21 protein-coding genes are annotated in these 23,177 nt (G+C 68.9%); 7 read left to right on the top strand and 14 right to left on the bottom strand.

All coding sequences use genetic code 11. From position 1 onward, the window contains the following. Positions 1 to 23: 23 nt before the first annotated feature. The 13 genes from ACIRRH_RS20880 to ACIRRH_RS20820 all read right to left on the bottom strand — a co-directional run bounded on the left by ACIRRH_RS20880 (position 24) and on the right by ACIRRH_RS20820 (position 16,275). Complete coding sequence (locus tag ACIRRH_RS20880; protein ID WP_403069312.1) at positions 24 to 1,643, bottom strand: ABC-F family ATP-binding cassette domain-containing protein; 1,620 nt, start codon at positions 1,641 to 1,643, stop codon at positions 24 to 26. Positions 1,644 to 1,685: 42 nt separating this feature from the next. Then, a complete protein-coding gene (locus tag ACIRRH_RS20875) occupies positions 1,686 to 3,065 on the bottom strand; it encodes a hypothetical protein (protein WP_403069310.1) in 1,380 nt (459 codons plus the stop codon). Between the two features lie 41 nt (positions 3,066 to 3,106). After that, on the bottom strand, positions 3,107 to 3,790 hold the full coding sequence (locus tag ACIRRH_RS20870) for a 2OG-Fe(II) oxygenase (protein WP_403069307.1): 684 nt from the start codon (positions 3,788 to 3,790) through the stop codon (positions 3,107 to 3,109). Positions 3,791 to 3,874: 84 nt separating this feature from the next. Further along, positions 3,875 to 4,501, bottom strand: coding sequence for a DUF5825 family protein (locus tag ACIRRH_RS20865; protein WP_403069304.1), 627 nt, complete (start codon positions 4,499 to 4,501; stop codon positions 3,875 to 3,877). Then, a complete protein-coding gene (locus tag ACIRRH_RS20860; RefSeq protein WP_403069301.1) occupies positions 4,498 to 6,396 on the bottom strand; it encodes a RiPP maturation radical SAM C-methyltransferase in 1,899 nt (632 codons plus the stop codon). Before ACIRRH_RS20860 ends, ACIRRH_RS20865 begins: the two co-directional genes overlap by 4 nt. A gap of 17 nt (positions 6,397 to 6,413) precedes the next feature. After that, a complete protein-coding gene (locus ACIRRH_RS20855) occupies positions 6,414 to 7,154 on the bottom strand; it encodes a 2OG-Fe(II) oxygenase (protein WP_403069298.1) in 741 nt (246 codons plus the stop codon). A 57-nt stretch (positions 7,155 to 7,211) separates the two neighbouring features. After that, complete coding sequence (locus ACIRRH_RS20850) at positions 7,212 to 8,006, bottom strand: class I SAM-dependent methyltransferase (RefSeq protein ID WP_403069295.1); 795 nt, start codon at positions 8,004 to 8,006, stop codon at positions 7,212 to 7,214. Beyond that, positions 7,993 to 9,303, bottom strand: a complete 1,311-nt coding sequence (locus ACIRRH_RS20845) for an MFS transporter (RefSeq protein WP_403069292.1) — start codon at positions 9,301 to 9,303, stop codon at positions 7,993 to 7,995. The genes ACIRRH_RS20850 and ACIRRH_RS20845 overlap by 14 nt, the downstream gene beginning before the upstream one ends. A gap of 43 nt (positions 9,304 to 9,346) precedes the next feature. Then, complete coding sequence (locus ACIRRH_RS20840) at positions 9,347 to 10,363, bottom strand: ThiF family adenylyltransferase (RefSeq protein WP_403069289.1); 1,017 nt, start codon at positions 10,361 to 10,363, stop codon at positions 9,347 to 9,349. A 58-nt stretch (positions 10,364 to 10,421) separates the two neighbouring features. After that, a complete protein-coding gene (locus ACIRRH_RS20835; RefSeq protein ID WP_403069287.1) occupies positions 10,422 to 12,311 on the bottom strand; it encodes a B12-binding domain-containing radical SAM protein in 1,890 nt (629 codons plus the stop codon). 37 nt (positions 12,312 to 12,348) lie between these two features. Continuing rightward, entirely contained in the window at positions 12,349 to 13,074 is a 726-nt protein-coding gene (locus ACIRRH_RS20830; RefSeq protein ID WP_403069285.1) for a hypothetical protein, read from the bottom strand. 30 nt (positions 13,075 to 13,104) lie between these two features. Continuing rightward, a complete protein-coding gene (locus tag ACIRRH_RS20825) occupies positions 13,105 to 14,559 on the bottom strand; it encodes an ABC transporter substrate-binding protein (RefSeq protein ID WP_403069283.1) in 1,455 nt (484 codons plus the stop codon). Between the two features lie 1,062 nt (positions 14,560 to 15,621). After that, on the bottom strand, positions 15,622 to 16,275 hold the full coding sequence (locus tag ACIRRH_RS20820) for a hypothetical protein (RefSeq protein ID WP_403069280.1): 654 nt from the start codon (positions 16,273 to 16,275) through the stop codon (positions 15,622 to 15,624). A 147-nt stretch (positions 16,276 to 16,422) separates the two neighbouring features. On the opposite strand from ACIRRH_RS20820, the gene ACIRRH_RS20815 reads away from it, so the two are divergent. From ACIRRH_RS20815 to ACIRRH_RS20790, 6 genes are all read left to right on the top strand, one after another. Next, positions 16,423 to 17,175: a DUF72 domain-containing protein gene (locus ACIRRH_RS20815; protein WP_403069277.1), complete on the top strand. Its 753-nt coding sequence runs from the start codon at positions 16,423 to 16,425 to the stop codon at positions 17,173 to 17,175. 10 nt (positions 17,176 to 17,185) lie between these two features. After that, positions 17,186 to 17,470: an acylphosphatase gene (locus ACIRRH_RS20810; protein WP_153465354.1), complete on the top strand. Its 285-nt coding sequence runs from the start codon at positions 17,186 to 17,188 to the stop codon at positions 17,468 to 17,470. A gap of 717 nt (positions 17,471 to 18,187) precedes the next feature. Then, on the top strand, positions 18,188 to 19,426 hold the full coding sequence (locus tag ACIRRH_RS20805; RefSeq protein WP_403069274.1) for an esterase/lipase family protein: 1,239 nt from the start codon (positions 18,188 to 18,190) through the stop codon (positions 19,424 to 19,426). A 10-nt stretch (positions 19,427 to 19,436) separates the two neighbouring features. Then, positions 19,437 to 20,465 (top strand): alpha/beta fold hydrolase, encoded by a 1,029-nt coding sequence (locus ACIRRH_RS20800; RefSeq protein ID WP_403069272.1) that lies wholly within the window; start codon positions 19,437 to 19,439, stop codon positions 20,463 to 20,465. A gap of 151 nt (positions 20,466 to 20,616) precedes the next feature. Further along, on the top strand, positions 20,617 to 21,147 hold the full coding sequence (locus tag ACIRRH_RS20795; RefSeq protein WP_403069269.1) for a PhzF family phenazine biosynthesis protein: 531 nt from the start codon (positions 20,617 to 20,619) through the stop codon (positions 21,145 to 21,147). Continuing rightward, a complete protein-coding gene (locus ACIRRH_RS20790; protein ID WP_403069266.1) occupies positions 21,119 to 21,631 on the top strand; it encodes an NUDIX hydrolase in 513 nt (170 codons plus the stop codon). Before ACIRRH_RS20795 ends, ACIRRH_RS20790 begins: the two co-directional genes overlap by 29 nt. A gap of 276 nt (positions 21,632 to 21,907) precedes the next feature. On the opposite strand, the gene ACIRRH_RS20785 is transcribed toward ACIRRH_RS20790, so the two are convergent. Beyond that, positions 21,908 to 22,030: a hypothetical protein gene (locus ACIRRH_RS20785; protein ID WP_403069263.1), complete on the bottom strand. Its 123-nt coding sequence runs from the start codon at positions 22,028 to 22,030 to the stop codon at positions 21,908 to 21,910. A 308-nt stretch (positions 22,031 to 22,338) separates the two neighbouring features. Here ACIRRH_RS20785 and ACIRRH_RS20780 point away from each other — a divergent pair, with 308 nt between their 5' ends. Beyond that, positions 22,339 to 23,112, top strand: a complete 774-nt coding sequence (locus ACIRRH_RS20780; RefSeq protein ID WP_403069261.1) for a class I SAM-dependent methyltransferase — start codon at positions 22,339 to 22,341, stop codon at positions 23,110 to 23,112. Positions 23,113 to 23,177: the final 65 nt, after the last annotated feature.

Raw genomic sequence — 23,177 nt, 5'->3', positions numbered from 1 at the left:
TGCTCTTTTTGATGCGGGCCGGCTCAACGCTCTCTGGCGACCCTTCCTTCATCCCAGACCGCCTCGACCGTTTCCACCACCGTGCCATCTGACCGAAAAAGGAGAAAACGGCCGAAGGAGCCTGCGAACCAACGGTCGTGCGTCACGCTCATCACGGTTCCGTTGAACTGCTCCACGGCATTCTGGAGAGCCTCCGCCGACACCAGGTCGAGGTTGTCGGTCGGCTCGTCCAGGAGGAGGAGGGTGGCCCCGCCGAGCTCCAGCAAGAGCACCTGGAACCGGGCCTGCTGCCCGCCGGACAAGGTCTCGAAGCGCTGGTCGGCCGCGCCGGCCAGTTCGTACCGGGAGAGCACCCCGACCGCAGCACCGCGGTCCAGGCCGTCCCGGGTGCCCTCACCGCGCCCCATGATCTCGACCAGCGTCCTGCCGATCCACTCCGGATGCTGGTGCGTCTGCGCGAAGAAGCCGACGACGACGCGGGCGCCGAGCTTCCAGTGGCCGGAGTGCGCCACCTGGTCGCCGGCGAAGAGTCGCAGCAGATGACTCTTCCCCGAGCCGTTCGACCCGAGGATGGCCACCCGGTCCCCGTAGTAGACCTCCAGTTCGAAGGGGTCCATGAGCCCGGTGAGTCCCAGTCCCTCACAGGTGAGTACGCGGGTGCCCGTCCGCCCGCCCTCCAGCCGGGGCCGCACGTGCTGCTCGCGGGGGATCTCGGGAGGACGCCCCTCACTCTCGTACCGGTGCAGCCTGGTCATCGCGGCCCGGTAGCGGGGTGCCATCGCGGCGCTGAGCTTGGCCTGCTCCCGCAGGCGGATGACCAGCTCCTTCAGCCGCTCGTGTTCCTCGTCCCATCGGCGGTGAAGCTCGACCAGGCGGTCCTGCCTGGCTTGGCGGGCGGCCCGCCAGGTGGTGAAGGAGCCGCCGTGGACCCAGGCGCTCCGGCCCTCCAGTGTGACGACCTTCGTCGACACGTTCCCCAGGAGCTCGCGGTCGTGACTCACCATCAGAACCGCCTTGTCCGTGGCGGCCAACTGCTCCTCGAGCCAGCGTTTACCCGGCACGTCCAGGTAGTTGTCGGGCTCATCGAGGATGAGAACCTGTTCCCGTCCCCGGAACAGTGCCTCCAGGACGAGCCGCTTCTGCTCCCCGCCGGAGAGGGTGTTCACCTCGCGAGATCGCACCCGGTCGAAGGAGGCTCCCAGCGCGGCGGTGGTGACGACGTCCCACAGCACCTCGATGTCGTAGCCGCCGGCCTCGCCCCAGGCCGTGAGGGACTCGGCGTAACGCATCTGGGTCCGCTCGTCGTCGCGCGCCGTCATCTGGCGTTCGAGGACGTCCATCGCGGCGGCGGCCTCCCTGGTCCGGAGCGGGGCGGCTGCCAGCAGGAGGTCGCGCACCGTGGTGTCGTCCCGCACGGAGCCGATGAACTGCGGCATCAGCGCCATGCCTCCCTGTGCGCTCACGGCGCCCCGACGCGGCGTGACGGTTCCCCCGGCGATGCCGACGAGGGTGCTCTTGCCCACGCCGTTGGCTCCGACCAGGACCGCCACTTCCCCCGCACTCACCGTGAAGTTGACATCCTGAAGGAGTGGTCGGCCATCAGGAAGGTCCCATCCAACGCCGTTGAACTCCAGGAATCCCATGTGTGTGCGCCCGCCCTCTCGGTTCCGGATACGACTGTTGCGTCATCTCAACAGGCTCGCCGGGGTCAGTGCGCCGATTCCGGTCCCCCACCGCTCGTCGGCAAGCGCGAACGCCTCCGACACCAGGGGAGCCACGCTCTCGCCCGCCCCCGCGAACGCGGGGCCGGCGATCAGCGCCACCAGCGCGCCGTCGTTTCCGGCCCCCGAGTGCACCAAGCAGGCGTCACTGTGCTCCCCACCCCTGACGACCCTGACCGTCCTCTCACCTCGCGTCAGCCATAGCGTACGCACATCCTGATCCGGTCTCACCGGAGTATGGATGGCGATGGCCGCGCATCGCTGGGTTTCGAGGTGATGGAGCAGTTCCCCTTCCAGGTCGCCCGGGCACAGCGCGCCATCCCCTCCGTGGATGAGGACCGCCTGGATCAAGGGCAGCCAGGGAAGGAACCGGGTCATCAGCCCCATGGCCGCTCCCGCGCGGGGCACCAGGGCGTGCGGCACGAAGCCCGCGCTCCCCAGCAGGCCACTGACGTGAAACGCGCCGTGGAACCCGAAGGTCCGGGAGAGGTAGGCGCCCACCTCGGCGGTCAGACGCCGCAACCGGTCGCGGTCGGCCAGGGCAGGGTCGAAGTGGGTGGAGCAGCCCGCGAAACGGAGGTGTTCACCCTGCCGGAACAGCAGCTCCTCGTACGGGCGCAGCACGGCGGTCCCGTCCGTCATGACGAAGCCGTTGACGGCGACGGGGATACCCGTGACGAAGGAGGAGACCTGGATGCGCTCGGCGTGGTCCTGCGCCCACCGCACCGCGCGGGTGACGTCCGTCCCCTCCCTGACCAACCGGGTCTGCTCCATGGCCACATGCATCCCCGCCCGCGGGTCGGCGCGCCAGAGCGTGCCCTGGCCGAGATCATGTCGCTCGTGCGCCCTGGTCAGTTCGCCGGCCTCGGAACGGACCACGGAAGCCGGAGGCCGTCGCACTCCCACGGATTTCCAGAGCAGGTCCTCCTCGTCCCAGTCGGCGATCCTGGCCAGGACATCCGGCTGGGCATCGGCGATCAGCCGGCCGCAGAACGTACGCGTCATGATGTTCGCCTCGCACAGAACGATCGCCGTCCCCTCGGGGTCGTACGCGTCCAGTGCCGCACGCAGAGCGGCGGGCGGATCGGCCAGGAGTTCCTCGGTGGAGCGCGAGATGTCCGTATGGCTTCCGGTGCTCAGCCGCACCATGAAGTGGTCCACGTGCGGCTCGGGGGCGGGCCCTGGTCCTGGACCGCTCGCGACCACGAACGGGCTGTGCGCGCCGACCTCGCGCAGGGTCTCGATCTGCCTGGCGTACTGGGACAATGGCTGCCCGACCAGAACGACCTTTCGTCCGCGGTAGAACCGCCTTACAGCACCCAGGAGTTCGGAGGGCTCCTTCACCGCATTCCCTTCCACCGACTCGGCACGGGACGACATTTTCCTCAGACGGAACGGTTCTGACCGATGCTCACCGTGTAGCGTCCCACCCCCTCGCCCCGGAAGGGCTCGACCCAGTGCCAGCACTTCTCACGGACAGGGATCAGCGAGAACGTGTTGAAGAGCGGATCGACGAAGAACTCCTCCCCTGCTTCGTTCCGGTATCCGAGCCGCCCGCCGGTGCCTCGCCGGTAGTTCTCGTCCAGGTAGAAGTTCACGGCCATGACCCGGCCGGGCAGCAGGTCCTGGTGCGGGCGAATCTCGTCACCGGCGCTGTAGCAGGCGAACTCGACCGTGGAACGGCCGTCCAGCTCGATCCCGGTGCCGGCGGAGAGCCAGGCACGCAGGGGGCCCTGGAGTACCGCGAACGCCAGGAACTGCTCGACGGCCCTGCGGGAGGCATCGGCCAGCGCGCCTGGTTCCAGGACGCGGCCCAGCGGCCGGGCCACGAAGTGCCGCGCCGCCCGGTCGGGATGGTCCGTCCACTCCGCCTCGGTGATCTCGGTGGCACCCTGCGTCCCGTGGTACGTGGTGGCACAGCGCGACCAGACATCCACGGCACGCATGGCCTCCGCGACGGCGCGGGCCCGGTCCTCGACGAGGAAGTCCCGGAACACCAACGGCTCGGCAGGCTGACTCCTGATCCAGGCCGACAGCCTGTCCTCCGACCGCAGATGCTCGGGATTCACGAATGACGCGAAACGGCGCATGAATGCGGCGGATTCGAGGGACGGTTGGGGCGTCGGTTTCATGTGAGGGTCTCCTCCAGGGGGTCAGCCACGGGCGTACCGGAATCGCACGGGGAGCGCGAACCAGACGGTGCCGATGCGCATGAAGAGTCCGCGGTCGGCCAGGGAACGCACGGCGGCGAGGTCATGCCTGCTCAGTTCCGCCTCGGCGACACAGGACATGGCCGGGTCGCGGAGAACCCTGACCTCGTTCGGAGAGTCGATCAGGAGGCGGTGCACGCCCGTGCCTCCCCGGCGGTCCTCGACCTGGAGGTAGCCAGGTCCGTGCCGCAGCGTCAACCGCGGGCCGAGCGGTACCGGCCAGAGCAGCGCCCGGTCCTCTCCGCGCGGCGGATCGAGGTGGTGGAGCGGGGCTGTCGGGATGCCCTGCAGGGTGCCCTGCCAGATGGTGCGCAGGCCCACCGCGGCGGCATCCCTCAGAGCGCACAGGTGCCGGGCGGCGGCCTCGGGGGCCTCGGCGGTGAGGCGCACCGGTTCGGTGACGCGGAAACCCCGGATTCCGGACCGCGCCAGGGTGACCAGTTCATCGCGCGCGTACCGGGTGGCGGGGTGCCTGGGAACGAACAGGCCCCTGCGAGCGGAGACTTCGGCCGCCTGCCGTGACGTGGGGGCCGTGTCCGCCTCGGCCTTCCTCGTGGCGGGGGAGATCATGTGTACTCCAGACCTGTCGCGAGTGCGACATGATTGTCCTCGTCCCGGAAGACCAGGCCGGCTTCGCGCCAGACGCCGAGCAGCTCGCGCACCGCCTCGTCACCGGGGTGCACGCCGGCATCCCTGAGACGGTCACCGAGCGCCTTGAACGACCTGCCCTTCAGCAGTGCCCTGTACGCGACCACGTGCCAGGTCTCCCGCAGAGTGAACTCGCGCGGTCGCTCGCGACGGCGCTCGTCCACGATGCGGATGGCCGCTCCCTCCTCCATGGCGACGAGCCTGGCTCCGACGTGGGCCTGCTTCCATGCGTCGATGCCCTTGACCATCCTCGCGGCCAGTTCAGGGGAGATGCCTGCCGGTGCGCTGTCGAAGACGTACACCAGCTCGCCCAGCTCTTCCTCCGGCAACCGGTATACGGTGCTGAGGAGTTGGGATGGCCCCCGGTTGACCATGCCCAGTTCGGGGTCATCGAAGTAGGGGCTGAAGCGGGTGAGCATGATCGGCATGATTCGTTCCGGCGGGAACAGGTGCACAAGGTGGTCGAGTTGCTCGACGAGTGGCTCGTAGTCCTCAGGGCTCTCACCGGGAAAGCCGTAGAGCAGGTTCCAGCCCGGCCAGATGGCCAGGGTCCGGCAGTCCCGTAGCAGTCGGATGTTCTGCCATGCGGTGACGCCCTTGCGCATCAACCGCAGGACCCGGGAGCTGAGGTTCTCGATCCCGGGCTGGATCTGGGTCACGCCGGCGTCGGCCAGGTCGCGCAGTTGGGCATACGTCAGGTTCGACTTGACCTCGAAGAACATTCGCAGGTCCCAGCCGAGCTCCCCCAAGGGCGGAATGAGCGTCTTGAGGTAGGACATGTCGAGAATGTTGTCGGCGAAGACGATGTCCAGCACACGGTGCCGCTCCACCGCGTCCTTGATCTCCGCCAGCACCCGGTCGGCCGGCTTCGACCTGTGTGTCATGAGGGAGCCGTTGAGACCGCAGAACGTGCAGTGGTGCTTCTCCCCCCACCAACAGCCACGCCCGCCTTCCACTTGGACTTTTGGGTGGAGGGCGTCGGACACCCCGGCTGTCGCCAGGGCGTCGAAGTACGCGCTGAAGTCCGGGGAGGGGACCTTGACCATCGGGACCATCGTGTGACCGAGCGGAGTCGCGACCGACTCCCCCTCGGCCGTACGCCAGCAAAGCCCCGTGATCTTGGAGAGTGCGGCCCGGCGGCCGGCCTCGTCCCGCTCCGCGATCCCGTCCACCGCGAGGGAGCGGAGCAGCCGCGGCAGCACCAGCTCGGCCTCTCCGCGCACGACGTAGTCGAGGAAGGGGAAGTTCCGGTGCAGGGCCGCACCCTGCACCCCGTCACAGTTGGCACCCCCGAGGACGGTGACCACACGGGCGTTCAACCGCTTGATCTCACGGGCCAGCGCGAGTGACGGGATGTTCTGGTCGAAGGTGGAGGTCAGGCCGACGACGTCGTAGCCGCCCTCGACGATGGAGCGTGCCAGGTCACGCACGAACCGCGGTGCCAGGCGGTACATCTCGGATGCCAGGGAAAGGTCGACCCCCTGATCGGTCATCGTCCGGTGGAAGGCCGTCTCCTCGGGGGCCTCAAGGCCGTAGAGCGCCGAGGAGAACACCCACTCCCCCAGGGCGAGGTTGTCTCCGCGGGCGATGTCGTCGTACTCCTGAGCGCCGATGCGGCCGTCACTCTCGGCGCGGACGTAGTCGGCCCAGGGGAGATTGGCGTATCGGACACACACCGATTCCACGTCGTCCGCGCTCTCGGCAACCGGGGCCAGCGTACTCAACGCCAGGGACGGCATATCGAGCGAGGCCCACGGCATACACACGAACAGCACCCGGAGTCCGGTCCTCGGGATGGTCGCTGTGCCATTCGTCATGGTCTCCGCCCCTTCCATCAGTACTCCTGGTGGATCTGCAGGTTCGCGGTGTACCGGCCCGGTTCGGCGCCGGTGTACGGCTCCACCCAGTGCCTGCAGCCGTCACGTATCGGAATCATGGTGAAGCTGTTGAACTCCGGCAGGGTGACGTGCTCCCGGCCGTCGGCGTCGCGGAACCAGAGACGGCCGCCGGCGGTGGGCGTGTAACGACTGTCCAGGTAGAAGTTGGCTGCGAGTACCCGGCCCGGAATCAAGTCGTGGTGCGGTGTGATGTGGTCGCCGGCGCCGTACCGGGTGAATTCGAACGAGGTGCGTGGCTCCAGCGGTTCACCGACGACGTCCGCCACCCACGAGAGAAAGTGGGTCCCCGTGACCACGAACGCGAGGAACTGCCGAAGAACCTCGCGGTGCTCCTCCGCCACCTCCGGAGACTCGACGGCGGCCAGCATGGGTCGGATCAGATAGTGGCGTGCCGCCTTGTCGGGGAGTTCCTCCCAGCCCTCTTCTGCCACCTCCCTGGTGCGCACGTCCCCCTCGTACACCGACGCGTAGCGCACCCAGTAGGGCAACGCACACAGAGCGTCCCCGAGCGCCGTGGCGAAGTCGGCGCGCAGGAAGCCGGGGAGCGTGCGGGGACCGCCCGTACCCTTCGTGTGCCAGGCGTGCAGCTCGGCGCGGACCTCCGGCTCCAGGTACACCGGATTGACAAAGCGACGTACGATGCGCAGCGATGGCTCGCTCATTGCGCCGACCTTCATCCGTCTCTCCTTAGGCGTGTCGCTGACGGGTCACGGGGGCAGTGACGGGTCACGGGGTCAGTGACGGGCCACGAAAAAGGCTCGCTCGTCCTGGCCGAAGTCCGACAGCGGCGTCTCCAGATCCTCTATCCGGGCGCGATGGACGTTCGAGAAGCCTTCCTCACGCAGAATCCCCTCGACCTCCTCCGGCGTGAACGCATAGCGGGTCGCGTTGAGGTCGAACCGCTCGTACAGGCCGTCCTTGCGACGAAGGAAACCCGTGGCGCGGGAATGGGACCGTGACTGCTCCGGGAGGAAGACGCCTCGGCTCACCACCACGTGGTCCTCCAGGACCGTGGCTCCCACCTGGTTGCCGTCCGCGAAGCCGACAGGTGTCAACAGGTCGAAGACGAAGTGGCCCCCGGTCACCAGGGCGGCAGCCACCGTCCGGACACAGTCCCTGAATTCCTCCGGCCCCGCCAGATGGTTGAGTGCGTCGACCGTCGAGACGACCAGGCCTGCGGCCCCGGTCGGCAGAGCCACCCGGGAGACGTCCGCCTCGATGAGGTCGTAGCGTTCGCAGTCCACGTCCTTGAGGTTCTTGCGTGCCATCTCCAGCATGTCAGCCGAGAGGTCGACACCGACCCCCGTGTACCCTCCGGCCACGAAATGGCGCAGCAGGTGCCCGTTGCCGCAGCACAGGTCGATGACGGTCCGAGGGGCGTCCCGAGCCCTGTTGGCTTCGTGGAAGGCCATGATGCGTGGAGCCCAGTCACGTGACCGGCCCGAATAGACCATGTCGTAGAGGCGCGCGGCCGGCCCGTCGTACCCGCTTGTCAGCATGTCGCTCCCTCGGAACTCATCGGTTACCACCGTCTTCTCCTGCCAACACCGGCACGTTGCCGTCGCCCGGCGCGTCCTCCGTCACGTGGCTCGCGATGTCCCTCAACCGGCGTACGTCGCTGAAGAACGGCCAGAGGGCCGACGTCATCAGACCGGCCGAGGCGAGCACGAGGGTGCGCGGAATGCCGAAGGAACCCGCCGCCAGGGCACCTCCTACGAGCGCTCCGAAGGGCTCCACGCCCGAGGCCACGAAGCGGAACGCCGAGGTGACCCGGCCGAGGTACCGGTCCGGTACGAGGGCCTGCTTGATGGTCTCGCTCAGGATCAGGTTGATCACCACGGCGAATGACCAGACGAAGGAGGACACCCCGACGAAGAACGCTGCCAGCGGCTTGTTCACGGCGACCGCGGCCGGGATGAGCAGTCCGGTGACACCCGGCAGAGCGAAGACCGTGACGAGCGTCGGGCCCATGCCGAACTTCCTTCCGGCGCGCGGAGCGAGAGCCGCTCCAAGCAGTCCGGAGGCCCCGCCGATCATGGTCAGCGCGCCGAAGAGCAGCGAACTGAACCCGAGTACCTTGATCGTGTAGAGCGTGTACAGCGTGAAGAACATCGCCGTGAAGAAGTTGAAGTGGGCCGCACCGATCACCAGCGGCCGCTGGATCCGGTCACGTGCCAACAGACGCAGACCGCCGCGGACGGCTTGGAAATGCGGTTCCGGCTTCTCGCCTGCCGCCCGGTCGGGAGCTGCTTTGGGCATCCTGACCAGGTTGAGGCTGCTGACGACGTAGCTGACGCTGTCCAGCAGCAGGGTCGCCGGCGCCCCGAGGACCTGCACCAGGGCGCCGGCGAGTCCGGGCCCCGCGACATGACCGACCGAGACGGTGCCCTGCATCCACGAGTTGGCCTGAGCGAGGTTGTGCTTCCCGACCAGACGGGGTGTGTAGCTGGCCATCGCGCTGTCGAAGACGAGCGTCAGCACGGCCACGACGAAGGCGACCGCCGCCATCGCGTAGAGGGTCAGCATGTCCAGGAAGTAGAGGCCGGGGATCAGCAGGAGCACGAGAGCCCGCGCCACATTGGCGACCAGCATGACCGCCCGCCGTTCGTACCGGTCCGACCACGCGCCGGCGGACAGGCCGAAGAGCAGTGCGGCGGCGGAGCCCACCGCACTGAGCAACCCCATCTCCCAGGCGCTGGCGTCCAGCGTGATCACGGCTACCAGGGGCAGCGCGAACGCGGTCACCTGGGCTCCCGCGAGGGAAACGGATTCCGCCGTCCAGAGGCGGAAGAACCCTGTCTCCCTCAGCGAGACGTTCTCTGTCACGTGCTCATACCCTTCGTCTCAGTTCATGCTGCGACGGCGTTTCTCACCGTCGGGTTCCGATTGCGACCGATCCGTCGGCGCATTCGCAGGGCCGCCCCTCCAGGAAGCCCATGGGGGTTCCGTCCAGGGCCAGCCGGCCCCGCCGATTCTCGGACGGGCAGTGACCCCTCGCCAGATACTCGAGCACGTCGTGCGCAAGGAGCGCGGAGATGACGGTGTTCGAGGGGCCGAAGGAGTAGGGCGTGGGCTCCAGTTCGGCGTCGTCCAGTTCGGCGTGCTCGATCGGCAGAAGAGCGCGTCGTCCTCGTTCGAAGCAGGGCCAGCAATGACCCCTGTTCGGTATCAGTAGAGGCCCCCAGTACCCGCTCTCCAGGCCGACGGCCGCCATGTGGACGGGCACACCGTACTCCGCCGCCCAGAGCCAGACGACGTCGACGATGGTCCGTGGGGTGTCGGCCGCGACCACGAGCAGGTCGATGTCCGTCGGCAGAACCGTCAGGTCCGTGGCCTCGCGGATCCTGCGGTGGATCCCCCGTACGTCGATCCGGGGGTTCAGCCGCCGCAGGGCCGCAGCGGCGGCCTCGACCTTGGGTGCTCCCACGTCCTGTCGGCCGAACAGGAATTGCCTGTTCAAGTTGTGCAGGGCCACCGTGTCGAAGTCCACGAGCCACAGACGCCGGGCACCCGCGCCGACGAGGTGCTGCGCGACCACGGTACCGACCCCGCCGACGCCGAGAACGGCCACCCGGGCAGCCTCGATACGGGACTGCATGAGCGGAGCATCGGGGCCGAAGACCGTCAGGTACCCCCACTGGCGCTCGGTCGCGGAGGGTTCCTCCACAACGCGCGGGGACCGGTCCGTCAACCAGCCCAGTGACTCCAACTCCCGCGCCAGCCGCGCGCTCCGGGACGCGCCTTCGAGGTCGTGGGCGTCGATTCCCTCTTCAAGGCGTTCGGCCAGGTTCCGAAGGAGGGCGGCAGGTCCCTTGACGTGGAGTGCCCGCGTCCCCTGGACGAACCGGAGACCGTTGGCGGAAGGAACCGTGACGACACTCTCCACCAACCGGAGGCGTCGTCCCCCGCCGACGGGAGCAGAGCGACTGTCGTTTCCCTTCGGGCTACTCATGGAAACGCCCTGAGTCCGCGGTGGGGCCGGAGACGGCCAGCATGCGGGACGCCGCCAGGTTGCGGACCAGGGCAGCGGACCGCTCCTCGCCGAGTCGGTCCGACAGAACGGCCCGCGTGAACCAGGCCCCGTCGAGATACGGCTCCAGGGCACGCGAGAACGCCACCGGCACGGTGACCCGCTCACGCGTACCCATGTGTGTACACACCAACTTGTCGCCCACGTCGAGCACGTCGAGCTTCTCCTGGACGAGCCGAACAGGCGTGTCGAGCCCGATGTCCTGCGGCTCCGTGGGGTCCGCGGTGCTTCGGGCGTTGACGCGATGGGCGTAGTCGCGGTAGCGGCGATGGACCTCTCTCCGCTGTTCCGGGGTCATCGCCGGGTCGACGTTGTCGAAGTGGTTCAGCGCGTACTGGGACTGGCCGGAGGACTGGCTGCCCCCGGCGGGCAGCAGGCCGAAGTCCGAGGGGTTCCTCCCGACGTTGGACGAGCGGGTCGCCTCGAACGGGAAGACCGAAATGCCATCGATGCAATCGGACAGTTCCTCCACGTCCGCGAGCGCGGACATGGCTTCCTCGTACGTGGTGGACGGAAGGTCGGGAATGAGATTCACCTGGAGCTTCATGCCGGCGTCCCGTGCGTCCCGCAGGAAACGAATGTTCTCTTCCCGGTCAGCGGATTTGTGAACGAGCTTCAGCACTCGGGTGACCATGGTCTCCATCCCGATCACCAGGAACTCACAGCCCGCCTCCTTCATGAGGAAGAGGAGCTCGCGGTCGAACCGCCGGTCCACCATCGCGAAGGAGTTCCAGGTGATCTTGATGCCGCGTTCGATCAGCAGAGAGCTCATGCGCCGCGCGAAGGCCGGCGGGATCGACTCCGTCACGAAGTTGAAGCGTTCGATACCGAACTCTCCGACGAGGAACTCCACTTCGTCGACGAAGTTCCCTGGATGGCGTCCCCGGAAAGGCGGACTCCCGTCGTACAGTTCCACGAAGTCGCAGTAGTCGCACTTCCCCCAGTAGCAGCCACGCGCCTGCGTGATGCTCATGGTGGGGTTCGCCAGCCGGCTCAGCGCACTCCTGGAGTACTTCGGGGGCGGCAGTGTGTTGAGGTTCGGCCCCGGGCCGGGTCGCACCTGGCACAGCTCACCCCGGCTCAGACAGGTGACGCCCGGTACGGTCTCAGGACTCCACACGCCGGCTCGCAGCCCTTCGGCGAGGGCCAGCAGCGGCTGTTCGCCGTCGAAGCGCACGACGCAGTCGACGGCGCAGTGGGAGCGGAGCAGCTGCTCCAGGTCTCCGTCGTCCATGAGACTGAGGGCTGGACCGCCCAGGACGCATCGGAGGCGCGGCCGCACGGATTTCAGGTGCGCCGCGAGCACCAACGCCGGAAACAGCTGCGGGCCCATGGGGACGGATATGCCCACCATGAGGACATCGTCATCGATCTCACCGGCCACATCCGCCCATTCGTAGAAGTCCAGGTAGGCGCGGCCGAGGCCGCTGCCGGCCGGGAGCGGGCCGAGGACTGTCTCGTCGGGATCCAGTGAGTACGGCTGCGCGAGGATCTCCAGCAGATAGCCGAACTCCGATCCGGCGCCGAAGTGGTGCCTGCCCTCGACGCTGATGAGTCTGTCCCGGTAGCGCGTGCACAAGCGTGCCGCGGCCGCGCTCAGTGAATCGGCCGGCACACCCGGGACCTCACCCGCGCCCGTGGCCGCGAGCACGGGCGGGCTGAGCAGGAACTCGGCGAAGCGTTCGTTCAGGTCCATCTGGTGGACCGTGATCCCCTTGTCGGCGAGGTATCCGGCGAGTACGGCAGGGGCCGGGTAGAGGCTGCCGAAGCTGGTCTCCACCAACGGCGGGAAAAGCAGTGTCACATCGGCACGGGGGGCGGGGTTCGCTGCAAGGCCCATGTCAGACGACCCGGTGCTGGCCGACGCTCACGGTGAACCGTCCCATGTCCGGCTCCTCGTACGGCTCGACCCAGTGGAAGGATTCCGGAAGGATCGGTATGAGCGCGAATGTGTTGAACAGGGGATCGACGTAGAACTCCCGGCCGTCCTCGTTACGGTAGCCGAGGCGCGCGCCCGACCCGGTCCGGTACGTCTCGTCGAGGTAGAAGTTCACTGCCAGGATCCGGCCGGGCAGCAGGTCCTGATGCTCCTCGATGCGGTCTCCGGCACGGTACGACGCCAGTTCCAGGCTCGATCGGGTGGGGTCCAGCCGCACGCCGACCCCCTCCTGGATCCATGCCTGAAGGGCCCCGGACATGACGACGAACGAGAGGAATGTACGGAGCACCGTCCGGTGCCCCGGCCGAAGGCGCCCGTCGTCCAGACAGGCAGGCAGGGACCGGGCGACGAAGTGCCCGGCCGTGGGCGGGTCGTCCTTGTGGCGCTGCACCGCGCTGTACCGTTCCCAGACCGGCAACTCGCGCATCACCTCGCCCATGGCACGGGCGAGATCAACCCTGAGGAAGTCGCGGTACACCTTCGGCTCTGTCGGCCGGGCCCGGAACCAGTCACCCAGTTCGGCCAAGGCGTCTGGCGTGAGGTACTCCGGGTTGATTGACGTGATCGCCTGGGTGGGAAGCCGGTCGGGGCTTCTCATCCCGCCAGGAGGCGGCACATCCCATTGCATGGCTGTTCCTCTCGCTCCGAGCCCTTGCCGTCATTCCGCGCAGTTCGTCGATATGCGATCGAAGTCGAAGAAACCTGCCCCCGAAATCGCCAACCCAGTGATCTTTTGTGAGTACAGGCAGTTGGCCCGCACCTGAACCAGCGGAATCCTCGGCATCATGTCCAGCCACCTCTCGCCCGCTCGGCCCCATGCCGTCTCGGCGGCATCCGGGTCCAGGCAAGCGCGCGCCCGGTCGAGAAGCCGGTCGAGGACGGGATCTCTCAGCCCGGCGCGGTCCCCGGCCGCACCGCGTGAATGCCAGGGCGTGAGGAGAGCGGCGACATGAGGGTAATCCGCCGTCGTCAACGTGTAGAGCATGTCGTACTCGCCACTGATCACGGTCCGCACGTACGCGGGGAATGTGACGGGCCGGACGGAGACCACGACCCCGAGTGCTTCCCTCAGTTGGTCCCGAATTCCGGCCACTACTTCGCCGTTGGGTGGGAAATCCGCGTAGGTAATCGTCCGGTCACCGCGCAGGGCCTCGCGGAGGAGGGAAAGCTCCCGGTCATCCGACCGGCTCCCTGCCGTGGCGTCCGTCCTCGCCGCGCTCTCGCCCGGTGACGGCGAAGCGCGCCTCCAGAGGTCGGACCGCTGGGACCACGGCTTGAGCAACCCGGGAACCCTGCTGACCAGACGGCCCCGGTCCAGCAGACCGCTCAAGGCCCGCCGGATGTCGGGAGACGCCGTGAACCGGGTCGCACTCGTTCCGAATTCAAGACTTCCGAACATCGACACGTCACGGCTCACCAAACGCGGGTGGGCTGCGAACCGGTCCAGCTGGTCCTGGGTGAACCCGATCGTGGGCGTGATGTCCAGCGCCCCGTCACCGTAGGCGTCCAGGGCGTCCTCGTGGGTTTCCCGCCGGGTGAAGACGAGACGTTCCGCCGTGGGGCCGGCCCCGGTTCCGGTCACTGCATCGTCGGCGAAGTCATGGCGGGCGAGATGAATCTCCCGCTCCCCGACGCTGACTTCCTCGTAGCTTCCGAGACTCGCCTTCCTCCCGTCGGCCGTGGGACGAAACGGCGCGAACTGAGGAAGGGTGAGCACTTCCCGGGCATAGGCGGTCGGCTGCGCGAACCGGTACTCAAGGGTGTTCCCGTCGATCACCCGGACCGCTCCGGCATCGCGGTCGAGCAGTCGAGCGACCACGGACCCGGGCCGCGAGAGGATGCGTTCCACCGCTGCCTGCGCGTGCTCGGCCCGCAGCCACGTGCCGTCCGACCAGCGTCCGCGCTCGTCCAGACGGAGCCGCCAAGTCCTGCCGTCGTCGACGGTCCATACCGCCTCGGCCGACCCGGGGGCCGGTTCCGCTGATTCCCAGCATTCCGAGAAAAGGGGCCGCACGATCGCCCCGCCGACGACCCGGGAGTCGTAATCGATCGGCCAGTGGTAGTCGCCGGCCAGTGGCATGGAGTCCAGGGCGATATTCAGGCGGGAACTCACAAGTACCTCGTTTTTGATGCAGGGACCGCCCTGGGCGGACCTCCATCCGCCCAGGGCGGTCATTGGACTAGCAGCGGTGAACCATCGCGAGGTAGTCGCTCAGGGTCTCGCGGTCGAACTCGAGCTCGTCCGCCTCGTCCACTGCCCCTTCAACTTCCTGGGACAGATCCACGGATTGCTCCACAGCATCCTCCTTCGTTGTGGGAATTTCAGGGTGGCGTCATCGTACGCACTTCGATGCGCCTCGAAAGACTGTAGCGCTCGAATCGAATCAGACCTCCCCGAAAATCAGACAGATGCTTGCGGTGGCATCGCGCGAATCGATCCACGCAAATAACTGGACATTCCCCACCATGCATACGACAGGCCCGCAAATCCTCTGCCGCCGAAAGAAAATTGTCAAGTATGCGTCAAGGAAGCACCGCCGGCTACGCTTCGAGGGAACGTGGCCAGATCCTGGAGCATGTCCGACCGAACTTCGTTGGCCGAGGCTCGGTCGAGTCGGGCCCCGGGCCGGCGTGGCTGACCATCGGGCCGGCGGCCGGCTCCCAGCTACGCGCGTCAACAAGCGGCTGAAACCCGCCCTCGTCGAGTCCGCCGGCAGCGGCCACCGGCCCGCGGCATGTCGCCCCGGGCCGCGATGCCACCGGATCCAGGCGGTCTCGGTGGGGTCGCTGACGGAGCGGCGGGCCAGAACCCCGTGTCCGAAACCGATCTCCCCCACCGGTCGGATCGCGGCACAGGCCCAGTCGTAGATCCGCTCGCCGTACGCCCTGGCCGCCGGACAGCCGCCTCCATACCTGCCGGGGCAGCGCGGCGATCAGGGTGTCCACCTGGGTATCGGTCCGACTCGTGGTGGTCACCGTGTCGTTGACCTTCACCAGGCGAGCGGGGATCGCAGGCAGGCGCCGGGAGTCCGTTGCGTGGTCACCGCTCCGGGGCTCCCGGCGTGTGACCGGCAGTCCCGGAGCGGTCCGAGCCCGCCGGTCGGCCCGAGGTCCCAGCCCGTTCCGCAGGCTCCATCCGGCGACCGGCCTCGCCGTTCGGGATACCGCCCGTGGATCAGTAGCCGAAGGTGAGCAGGGTCGCCACCGTGTGGCCCTCGGCGTCCAGGCACGCGGTCGTGTTGGACCCGTCCGGGCTGACCAGGATGCCCAGCACGGTGCCGGTGCCGGCCTCGTCCGGGATCATCAGCCAATCGTTCGCAAAGTCGCCCTCGACCGGTTCCACCGGCCAGTGGGCCGGGTCCACCGAGGCGATCCGGAGGCTCTCGCGGAAGTTCTCCAGCTGCCAGTCGTCGCCCTCGGCGGCGCGCGCGTGCAGTGCGGCCCAGGTGCGCTTGAGTATCCGGGCGGCCGGTTCGATCCAGGTGGTGCTGGGGTTCGCGTGCAACACGGCCAGGCCGGAGGGGGTCGCCACACGGTCGCCCCAGTCCTCCGTCCGAACCGGGATGGTCTCGCTGGGGTGCACCAGAGCGGCCACCGGGAGCTTGGGTGCGTCCTCGCGGAAGACCAGGTAGACGGGCGTACCGCCGGGCCGCATCGGAACGCCCGTGCCCTCCGGCCCCAGCGGGTCGTAGATCGTGCAGTAGTCGGCAGCCCCCTGGATCAGGCCGAGCCGCTCGATCCGCCAGCCGTCGATGGCCCACTTCTCCTCGGACGGATCGGCCAGGGCCGTGATCAGTGCGGGCAGGTACTCGTCATCTTCGTAGGACATCCGGCCTTTCCCAGAACTCGTAGGTGATGGGGAGCGTAGACCGTGGCTCCGACACGCTGTCCCGCGAGGCCGGGGGCTGGAGGCGACAACAGCCGCTTGTGATCTTCATCGAGGGCCTGGTCCGGCAGATGGGTGTTTGCTGGAGATATGTCGGTGATCGTCGGTACCTCTGGTTGGCAGTACGACGACTGGCGCGGGGTGCTCTATCCGGAAGGGACACCCAAGCGACGCTGGCTGGAGGAGTACGCCGAGCGGTTCGCCACGGTGGAGAGCAATGCCGCCTTCTACCGTTTGCCCTCGCCGGACACCTTCGCCGACTGGCGCGCCCGCACCCCGGAGGGTTTCGTGTTCGCGGTGAAGGCCAGTCGCTACCTCACCCACATCAAGCGCCTGCACGAGCCGGCCGAGCCGGTCCAGCGGTTGCTCGCGGCGGCACAGGGGCTCGGGGAGCGGCTCGGCCCGGTGCTGCTCCAGCTGCCGCCCACGCTGCACGCGGATGCCGAGCTGCTGGACGGCTGCCTGGCCGCCTTCCCGGCGGGCGTGCGGGTCGCCGTCGAGCCGCGGCACCCGTCCTGGTGGACGCCCGAGATCCGTGCGGTGCTGACCGGCCGAAACGCCGCACTGTGCTGGGCGGACCGGGAGTCACGCCCGGTCACCCCGCTGTGGCGGACCTGCGAATGGGGCTATCTGCGCTGCCACGCCGGTCGGGCCCGGCCCTGGCCCCGGTACGGGCGGCAGGCGCTGGCCGGCTGGGTGGGCCGAATCGCCGACAGCTGGGCGGACTCGGCCGAAGTTTATGTGTACTTCAACAACGACCTGGGCGGTGCGGCGGTGCTCGACGCGAGCGCGTTCGCGGCGGCCGCCGCGCGGGCGGACCGTACCGTGACCCGGACACCGTAGGGAGTGGGCGATGATCCGCAGCCGAGTGATCGTCTCCGGCGAGGTGCAGGGGGTCTTCTACCGCGACACCTGCCGTCACGAAGCAACCGCGCAGGGCGTGCGGGGCTGGGTGCGGAACCTGCCGGACGGCACCGTCGAGGCCGTGTTCGAGGGGAGCTCGGCCGCCGTCCAACGGCTGGTCGAGTGGACCAGGCAGGGGCCGCCACTGGCCATCGTGGACCGGGTCCTCGTCTGGGAAGAACAGCCCGAGGGCCTGACGGGCTTCGAGATCCGGGCAACGCCCTGGCGCGGCTGAGCGAAGTGGGCGTTTCGTCCCTGCTGGCCGGCTCCGCCGAGGGGCGGAGCCGGCCGCGCGCTCCGATGCGGACCGCCGTGACGGCGCGCCTGCGATACGAGGAGGGATGTCGCACGTGGGCGCGGGGAGACCTGTCAACTCCCGGTTCTCATCAGGCGGTCGACCCGGAGAGCAATGGATGTGCCAGCGGACCGGGGCAGCGGTCCTTCCACGGCACTTCCATCGCGTTCGGTGAAGACCTTCCACCCCGATTCGATACCCCGTCAAGACACCTGCGCAATTTCTTTCACACTCTTGCATCATGATCCGACGGCAGAAAGTCCGACATTGCGTGAGGTTCCGGACGAACATCCGCACGACAGGAGGGGATGTCCGCGCGCCCGCCCCTCACGGCAACCAGCACACTGAAAGGATTTCCAGCAAATTTCACGCCCGCAGGGGTGACGTCGACGCAGCCACTGCGAGCCCTCCTGTGCCCGCACACCCCGTGGCCGCTCCACGAGGAGGTCGAGTTCGCCGGCTATGCGGATAGAGCCTTCGTCGGGCCCGCATCCTGGCCAGGTGGGCGGCACCCACACCGGGATGACCAAGGTATGCGCCATCGCCATAGGGGTGGCACTCCGGCAACCGTAGCGTGTCACGCGCTGGACCTCGGCGTGGAGGAGTGAACACGGTATGTGGAGAAACGGACGTGGCAGGCGAAGAGGATTGGGCTGGGTGCTCGCAGGCGTGCTGGCGCTGATCGGTGCGGCCGTCCCGGCGGGACCGGCCGCAGCCGCGGTGCCGTCCAACCTGACCCTGGAGGCGACCTACAGCAGCGTCGCCAACGGATGGGACCGCGTCGAGCGGTACCTCGACACCACCACCGGCTTCCGGCAGGAGCAGTACCCGCCGGACGGCCGCGGCAACCAGGACGGCCAACGGCTCACCTTCTTCGGCGGCGTCAAGCAGCCCTTCTCCGGCCGCTTCCTGCTCTACTCGGCCCCGGGCTGGAACACCGGCGCGCACCAGGTCCCGGTGCTGCTGGTACACGGCGCCAACGACAACCCGGACCGGGCCTGGGCCAACCCCGGCGAGTCCGGCGGCTACGGCTGCGGCGCCGCGTCCTGCCCGAGCACCGGGCTGATGCAGAAGCTGGCCGGGCAGGGTTACCGGGTCTTCGCGATCGGCTTCGCGCACAAGCAGGGCGACAACCTGATGCAGGCCCAGGAAGTCGGCGACGCGGTCGCGCTGATCCGTGCCAAGCTCGGCGTCCCCCAGGTGGACGTGGTGGGCTGGAGCAAGGGCGAGATGTCCGCGCGGGCCTACGTGTCCTCGGTCAAGCCCGCCTGGGGCCGCCCGTACGCGGGCGACGTGCGCAAGCTGATCACCCTCGGCGGCCCGAACGGCGGCTACGACTACCCCTTCGCACACGGCTGGGCGCACGACTTCTCGATCTGGCCGCAGTGCGGCGGTGCGATCAACGCCCCCTCTCCGCACCTGCACATGACCTGCTACGGCACCTACACCGCGCACCCGGAGTTCTCCTTCACCCCCGCGAGCGGCTACGACAACTACCCCGGGCAGCGGCAGATGCTGGCCCGCTGGGACTCGGTGTTCGGCGTCGACCAGACCCAGCAGGACTGGTACACGACCTACTACGGCGGGCAGGGCTTCTACACCGACGGCGGCGGCATCCAGGCCGCGATCAACGCCGGCTCACTGATCGGCCCGATGCAGCAGGCCGGGGTGCCCTCCTCGGTGACGGCGTACCTCCTGGCCGGCGGCACGCCCAACATTCTCGGGATCTTCAACGAGAACCGCGGTCCCAGCGACGGTGTGGTCTTCGTGTCCAGCGCGCTGGACACCACCGGCTTCGGCACCGTCGGCGGCACCGCGCTGATCGCCTTCGCCAACCACCTGGAACTCGGCTGGGACAGCGCGGCAAGCGCGCAGGTCGCCAGCTGGCTGAACTGAGGACACCCGGATGATCACCGATCGACTGATTGCAACCGACCGACTCACCGTGAACCACGCCGAGATCGAGGGCCGCACCGGGGAACCCGTGGTCCTGGTGCACGGCAACGTCTCCTCCGGCGTCTTCTGGCACTCGACCATGACCGAACTCCCCGCCCGCTACCGCCCGCTGGCACCCGACCTGCGCGGCTTCGGCGGCACCGAGCCGCTGCCGGTGGACGCCACCCGGGGCCTGCGCGACCACAGCGAGGACCTTCTCTCCTACGTCCAGGAGCTGGCACTCGGACCGGTGCACCTGGTCGGCTGGAGCATGGGCGGCGGTGTGGTGCTGCAACTGCTGCGCGACCACCCTGAGCTGGTCCGCTCGCTCACCCTGGTCAACCCGGTCTCCCCCTACGGCTTCGGCGGCACCCACGGGGTGGACGGGCAGCTCAACTCGCCCGACGGCGCGGGCTCCGGAGCCGGCGGTGCGGCCCCCGAATTCGTCCGGCTGCTGGGCGAGGGCGAACTGGGCGCCGAGTCACCGTTCGCGCCGCGCTCGGTGCTGAACACCGCCTACGTCAGCGAGCCGCTGGCCGAGTCGGACCACTACGTGACCGCGATGCTGACCACCCGGACCGGGGAGGACCACTACCCGGGCGACAGCCGCACGAGCGACGCCTGGCCGGGCTTCGGGCCCGGCGAACGCGGGGTGCTCAACTCGATGGCACCGACCCACTTCCGGATCGACGACCTGGAACTGGTCGAGCCGAAGCCGCCGATCCTGTGGATCCGCGGTACGGCCGACGTGATCGTCTCCGACACCTCGCTCTTCGACCTCGCCCACCTGGGGGCCATCGGTGCGGTCCCGGGCTGGCCCGGCGCGGACACCTGCCCGGCACAGCCGATGGTGGCACAGACCCGCGCCGTACTGGACCGCTACGCCGCCGCCGGCGGGCGGGTGCGCGAGGTCGCGGTCGAAGGAGCCGGGCACAGCGTGCAGTTGGAACGGCCCAAGGAGTTCCTGACCGCGCTGGTGGAGACGCTGGACGGAGCCTGACACAGGGGCGGCGCCTGGCGATCGGCACTCACCGTCAACACTGCCGGCCCTCAGTAGGCCATCGCCAGGCGACCGTCGACCCCCGGGATCAGTCCACTCGTCCCGGATCGGCCTTGGTCGACCGCTTTGTTCCTTCGCCACGGTCCGACTCATGCGCATTCGGCTCGTCGACGCCTTCACCGACGAGACGACCGTGCGAAACCTCTCCCCGGACCTCGCGGCCCTGACCACGCCCGCCCTCCGCGACCGGAGGGTCGTCGCGACCGCCGTCGCGGACAACCCCGAGGGCGCCTACCAGTTCGTCTCGCGCTGCTTCTTCCCCGCCATCGGCATCGGCGAGGACCCGGTCACCGGGAGCACCCACACCGCGCTCGACCCCTACTGGTCCGCCCGCCTCGGGCGCGACGACCTGACAGCACGCCGGCTTCCTCCCCGCCCTGCCGCTCCACCAGCCGCCGCTCCTCGGGCGTGGGCGGGCGGAACACCGGGTCCTGGAAGGACCCCGGGAAGCGGACGTACAACGGGTCGGCGAAGACCGGTTCCAGGCCGTGGTGGTGACGACTTGGTGCGCGACAGCGGAGCCTGGCTGCGCGAGCTGGTAGAGGCTCGGTCGGAGCGGAGACGCTGGCGGGGGTCGTGCGATCGTGGGTGCCGTGGACGAACTGGTAGAACGCGTAGATGATCAAGATCGGGTGCTGGCGGTGGTGGAGCGCGGTGAGGCCATCCGTCGAGGCTGGCTGCACCGCATCGCGACAACGGTCTGCCGCGATCAACAGGGGCGGGTTTTGGTCTATCGGCGGCCCGATGACCTGTCCCGGTTCCCGGGTCACCACGAGGTGATGTTCGGCGGGGCTGTGGGCGTGGGCGAGTCCTATGAGCAGGCAGCGGCTCGGGAGCTGGCCGAGGAGCTGGGCGTTCATGTGCCGGTTCGCTTCTTGTTCAAGTTCCTGTGCCGGGGTGCGATCAGCCCGTACTGGCTCGGCGTGCATGAGGCCGTCATCACGGGCGAGGTGACGCCTGCTCCGGAAGAGGTCGCCTGGCACGGTTGGCTGACGGAGACGGAACTGCACGAGGCCGTGCAGCAGTGGCGCTTCGTTCCGGACGGGCAGGAGGCGTTCGATCGCTATCGCACACATCGCTACGACCTGCCCCGGATCGGGTCGTGAGGCGAGACGGGCCGCACGGGTCGGGCAGGTTGTGACGCAGGCCTGGGCCCGTGAGGCCTGGTCTCATTCTGCCTACTGCGGCCTGTCCCGTGCACATCTCGGCAATTTGATCGCAGAGTCGGCGAACACGTGGCCTGCCCGGTGCGAGTCGGCACTGCAGGAGCGGCGCGGGGCCAGGCGGCAGCGGAAGGCCTGTGCCGGGCCGAAGTACGACCTGGTCTTCACCGACCGCGTTCTGGTCGCCCTGGTCCATCCGCGCACCGGGCTCCCGCAACCTCAGTCGCGGACCGACTCGTGACAGAGGTCGTACCCGGCGGCCGGCCGCAGCTCGCCGGGGCGCCAGGACCACACGTCCCAGTCCCACCGGCTGCCCTCGGGCAGCTCGATCACCCCGGTCACCGGCCCGACAGGCCCGCGCCGTTCGCCGCCGTCGCGGCGAAGCGGTGGTCCGTCCGGCCCGGGACTCCTCCGGCGTCGTGCCATGTGCCCTCCCCCTCGGCAGCCCCGAAAACCGGTACTCCGCGCCGGTCCGCCCGGGCGAGGATGACGCCATGGCGAACGAACCGGTCCCCGCGCGCCACCCGGGCACGGTGCCGTGACCGGGCCCGGGGCGTTGTGCCCACAGCACTGCCTCCGTCCGTTCCCCGCGCGCCCCGACGCCCCCTGGTTTGCCGCCCACCCCGAGGCCCTGTGGAGACCCTGACACCATGACCCAGTCCGCCCTCGGCCGCTTCTACGACGATTTCGCCGACGACTACCACCTCCTCTACGCCGACTGGAACGCCTCGCTCGCCCGCCAGGGCGCCGCGCTGGACTCCCTGATCCGCGCGGGCCTCGGCGACGGCCCCGCCGAGGTGCTGGACTGCGCCTGCGGCATCGGCACCCAGGCGATCGGCCTGGCCTCCCTCGGCCACCGCGTCACCGGCACCGACCTCAGCCCGGTCTCCGCCGCCCGCGCCACCGCCGAGGCCGCCGAGCGCGGCCTCCGGCTGCCCACGGCCGCCGCCGACATGCGGGAACTCCCCTTCCCGGACGGGCGGTTCGACGTCGTCGTCTGCGCCGACAACGCGCTGCCCCACCTGCTCACGGCCGCGGACGTGCGCGCCGCGCTCGGTGAGATGCGGCGGGTCCTGCGCCCGGGCGGACTGCTGCTGGTCACCACCCGCCCGTACGACGAGCTGCGCCGTGCCCGGCCCGGCTCCACCCCGCCGCAGACCGCCGAGCACAGCGGTCGACGGTCGGTCGTCTTCCAGCTCTGGCAGTGGCACGAGGACGGCGAGCGGTACGACCTGGAGCTCTTCCGGCTCCTGCCGGACGACTCCGGTCAGTGGCAGGTCGCCGTCCGCCGCTCCACCTACTGGGCACTCACCCAGGACCAGCTGAGCACCTTCGCCTCCGAGGCGAGCCTGACCGGCATCCGCTGGGAGCAGCCCGTCGACACCGGTTTCTTCCAGCCCGTCCTGATCGCCCGGGCACCCTGACCTCCGTCGGCGAGGAGGTCTGCGGTTGCCGACCGCTGCCGGGGATCAGCCCCGCCGTATCCGGG

It is taken from the genome of Kitasatospora sp. NPDC101235 (genome assembly GCF_044767505.1).
GTDB lineage: Bacteria > Actinomycetota > Actinomycetes > Streptomycetales > Streptomycetaceae > Kitasatospora.
This window is presented reverse-complemented; position numbering and strand designations above follow the sequence as displayed.

Excerpts from the sequence above, each read along its gene's own strand:
- ACIRRH_RS20880 (WP_403069312.1), bottom strand. The coding sequence starts at position 1,643 with ATGGGATTCCTGGAGTTCAACGGCGTTGGATGGGACCTTCCTGATGGC.
- ACIRRH_RS20855 (WP_403069298.1), bottom strand. The coding sequence starts at position 7,154 with ATGAAGGTCGGCGCAATGAGCGAGCCATCGCTGCGCATCGTACGTCGC.
- ACIRRH_RS20815 (WP_403069277.1), top strand. The coding sequence starts at position 16,423 with ATGTCGGTGATCGTCGGTACCTCTGGTTGGCAGTACGACGACTGGCGC.
- ACIRRH_RS20860 (WP_403069301.1), bottom strand. The coding sequence starts at position 6,396 with ATGACGAATGGCACAGCGACCATCCCGAGGACCGGACTCCGGGTGCTG.
- ACIRRH_RS20820 (WP_403069280.1), bottom strand. The coding sequence starts at position 16,275 with ATGTCCTACGAAGATGACGAGTACCTGCCCGCACTGATCACGGCCCTG.
- ACIRRH_RS20800 (WP_403069272.1), top strand. The coding sequence starts at position 19,437 with ATGATCACCGATCGACTGATTGCAACCGACCGACTCACCGTGAACCAC.
- ACIRRH_RS20795 (WP_403069269.1), top strand. The coding sequence starts at position 20,617 with ATGCGCATTCGGCTCGTCGACGCCTTCACCGACGAGACGACCGTGCGA.
- ACIRRH_RS20810 (WP_153465354.1), top strand. The coding sequence starts at position 17,186 with ATGATCCGCAGCCGAGTGATCGTCTCCGGCGAGGTGCAGGGGGTCTTC.
- ACIRRH_RS20830 (WP_403069285.1), bottom strand. The coding sequence starts at position 13,074 with ATGCAATGGGATGTGCCGCCTCCTGGCGGGATGAGAAGCCCCGACCGG.
- ACIRRH_RS20865 (WP_403069304.1), bottom strand. The coding sequence starts at position 4,501 with ATGATCTCCCCCGCCACGAGGAAGGCCGAGGCGGACACGGCCCCCACG.
- ACIRRH_RS20780 (WP_403069261.1), top strand. The coding sequence starts at position 22,339 with ATGACCCAGTCCGCCCTCGGCCGCTTCTACGACGATTTCGCCGACGAC.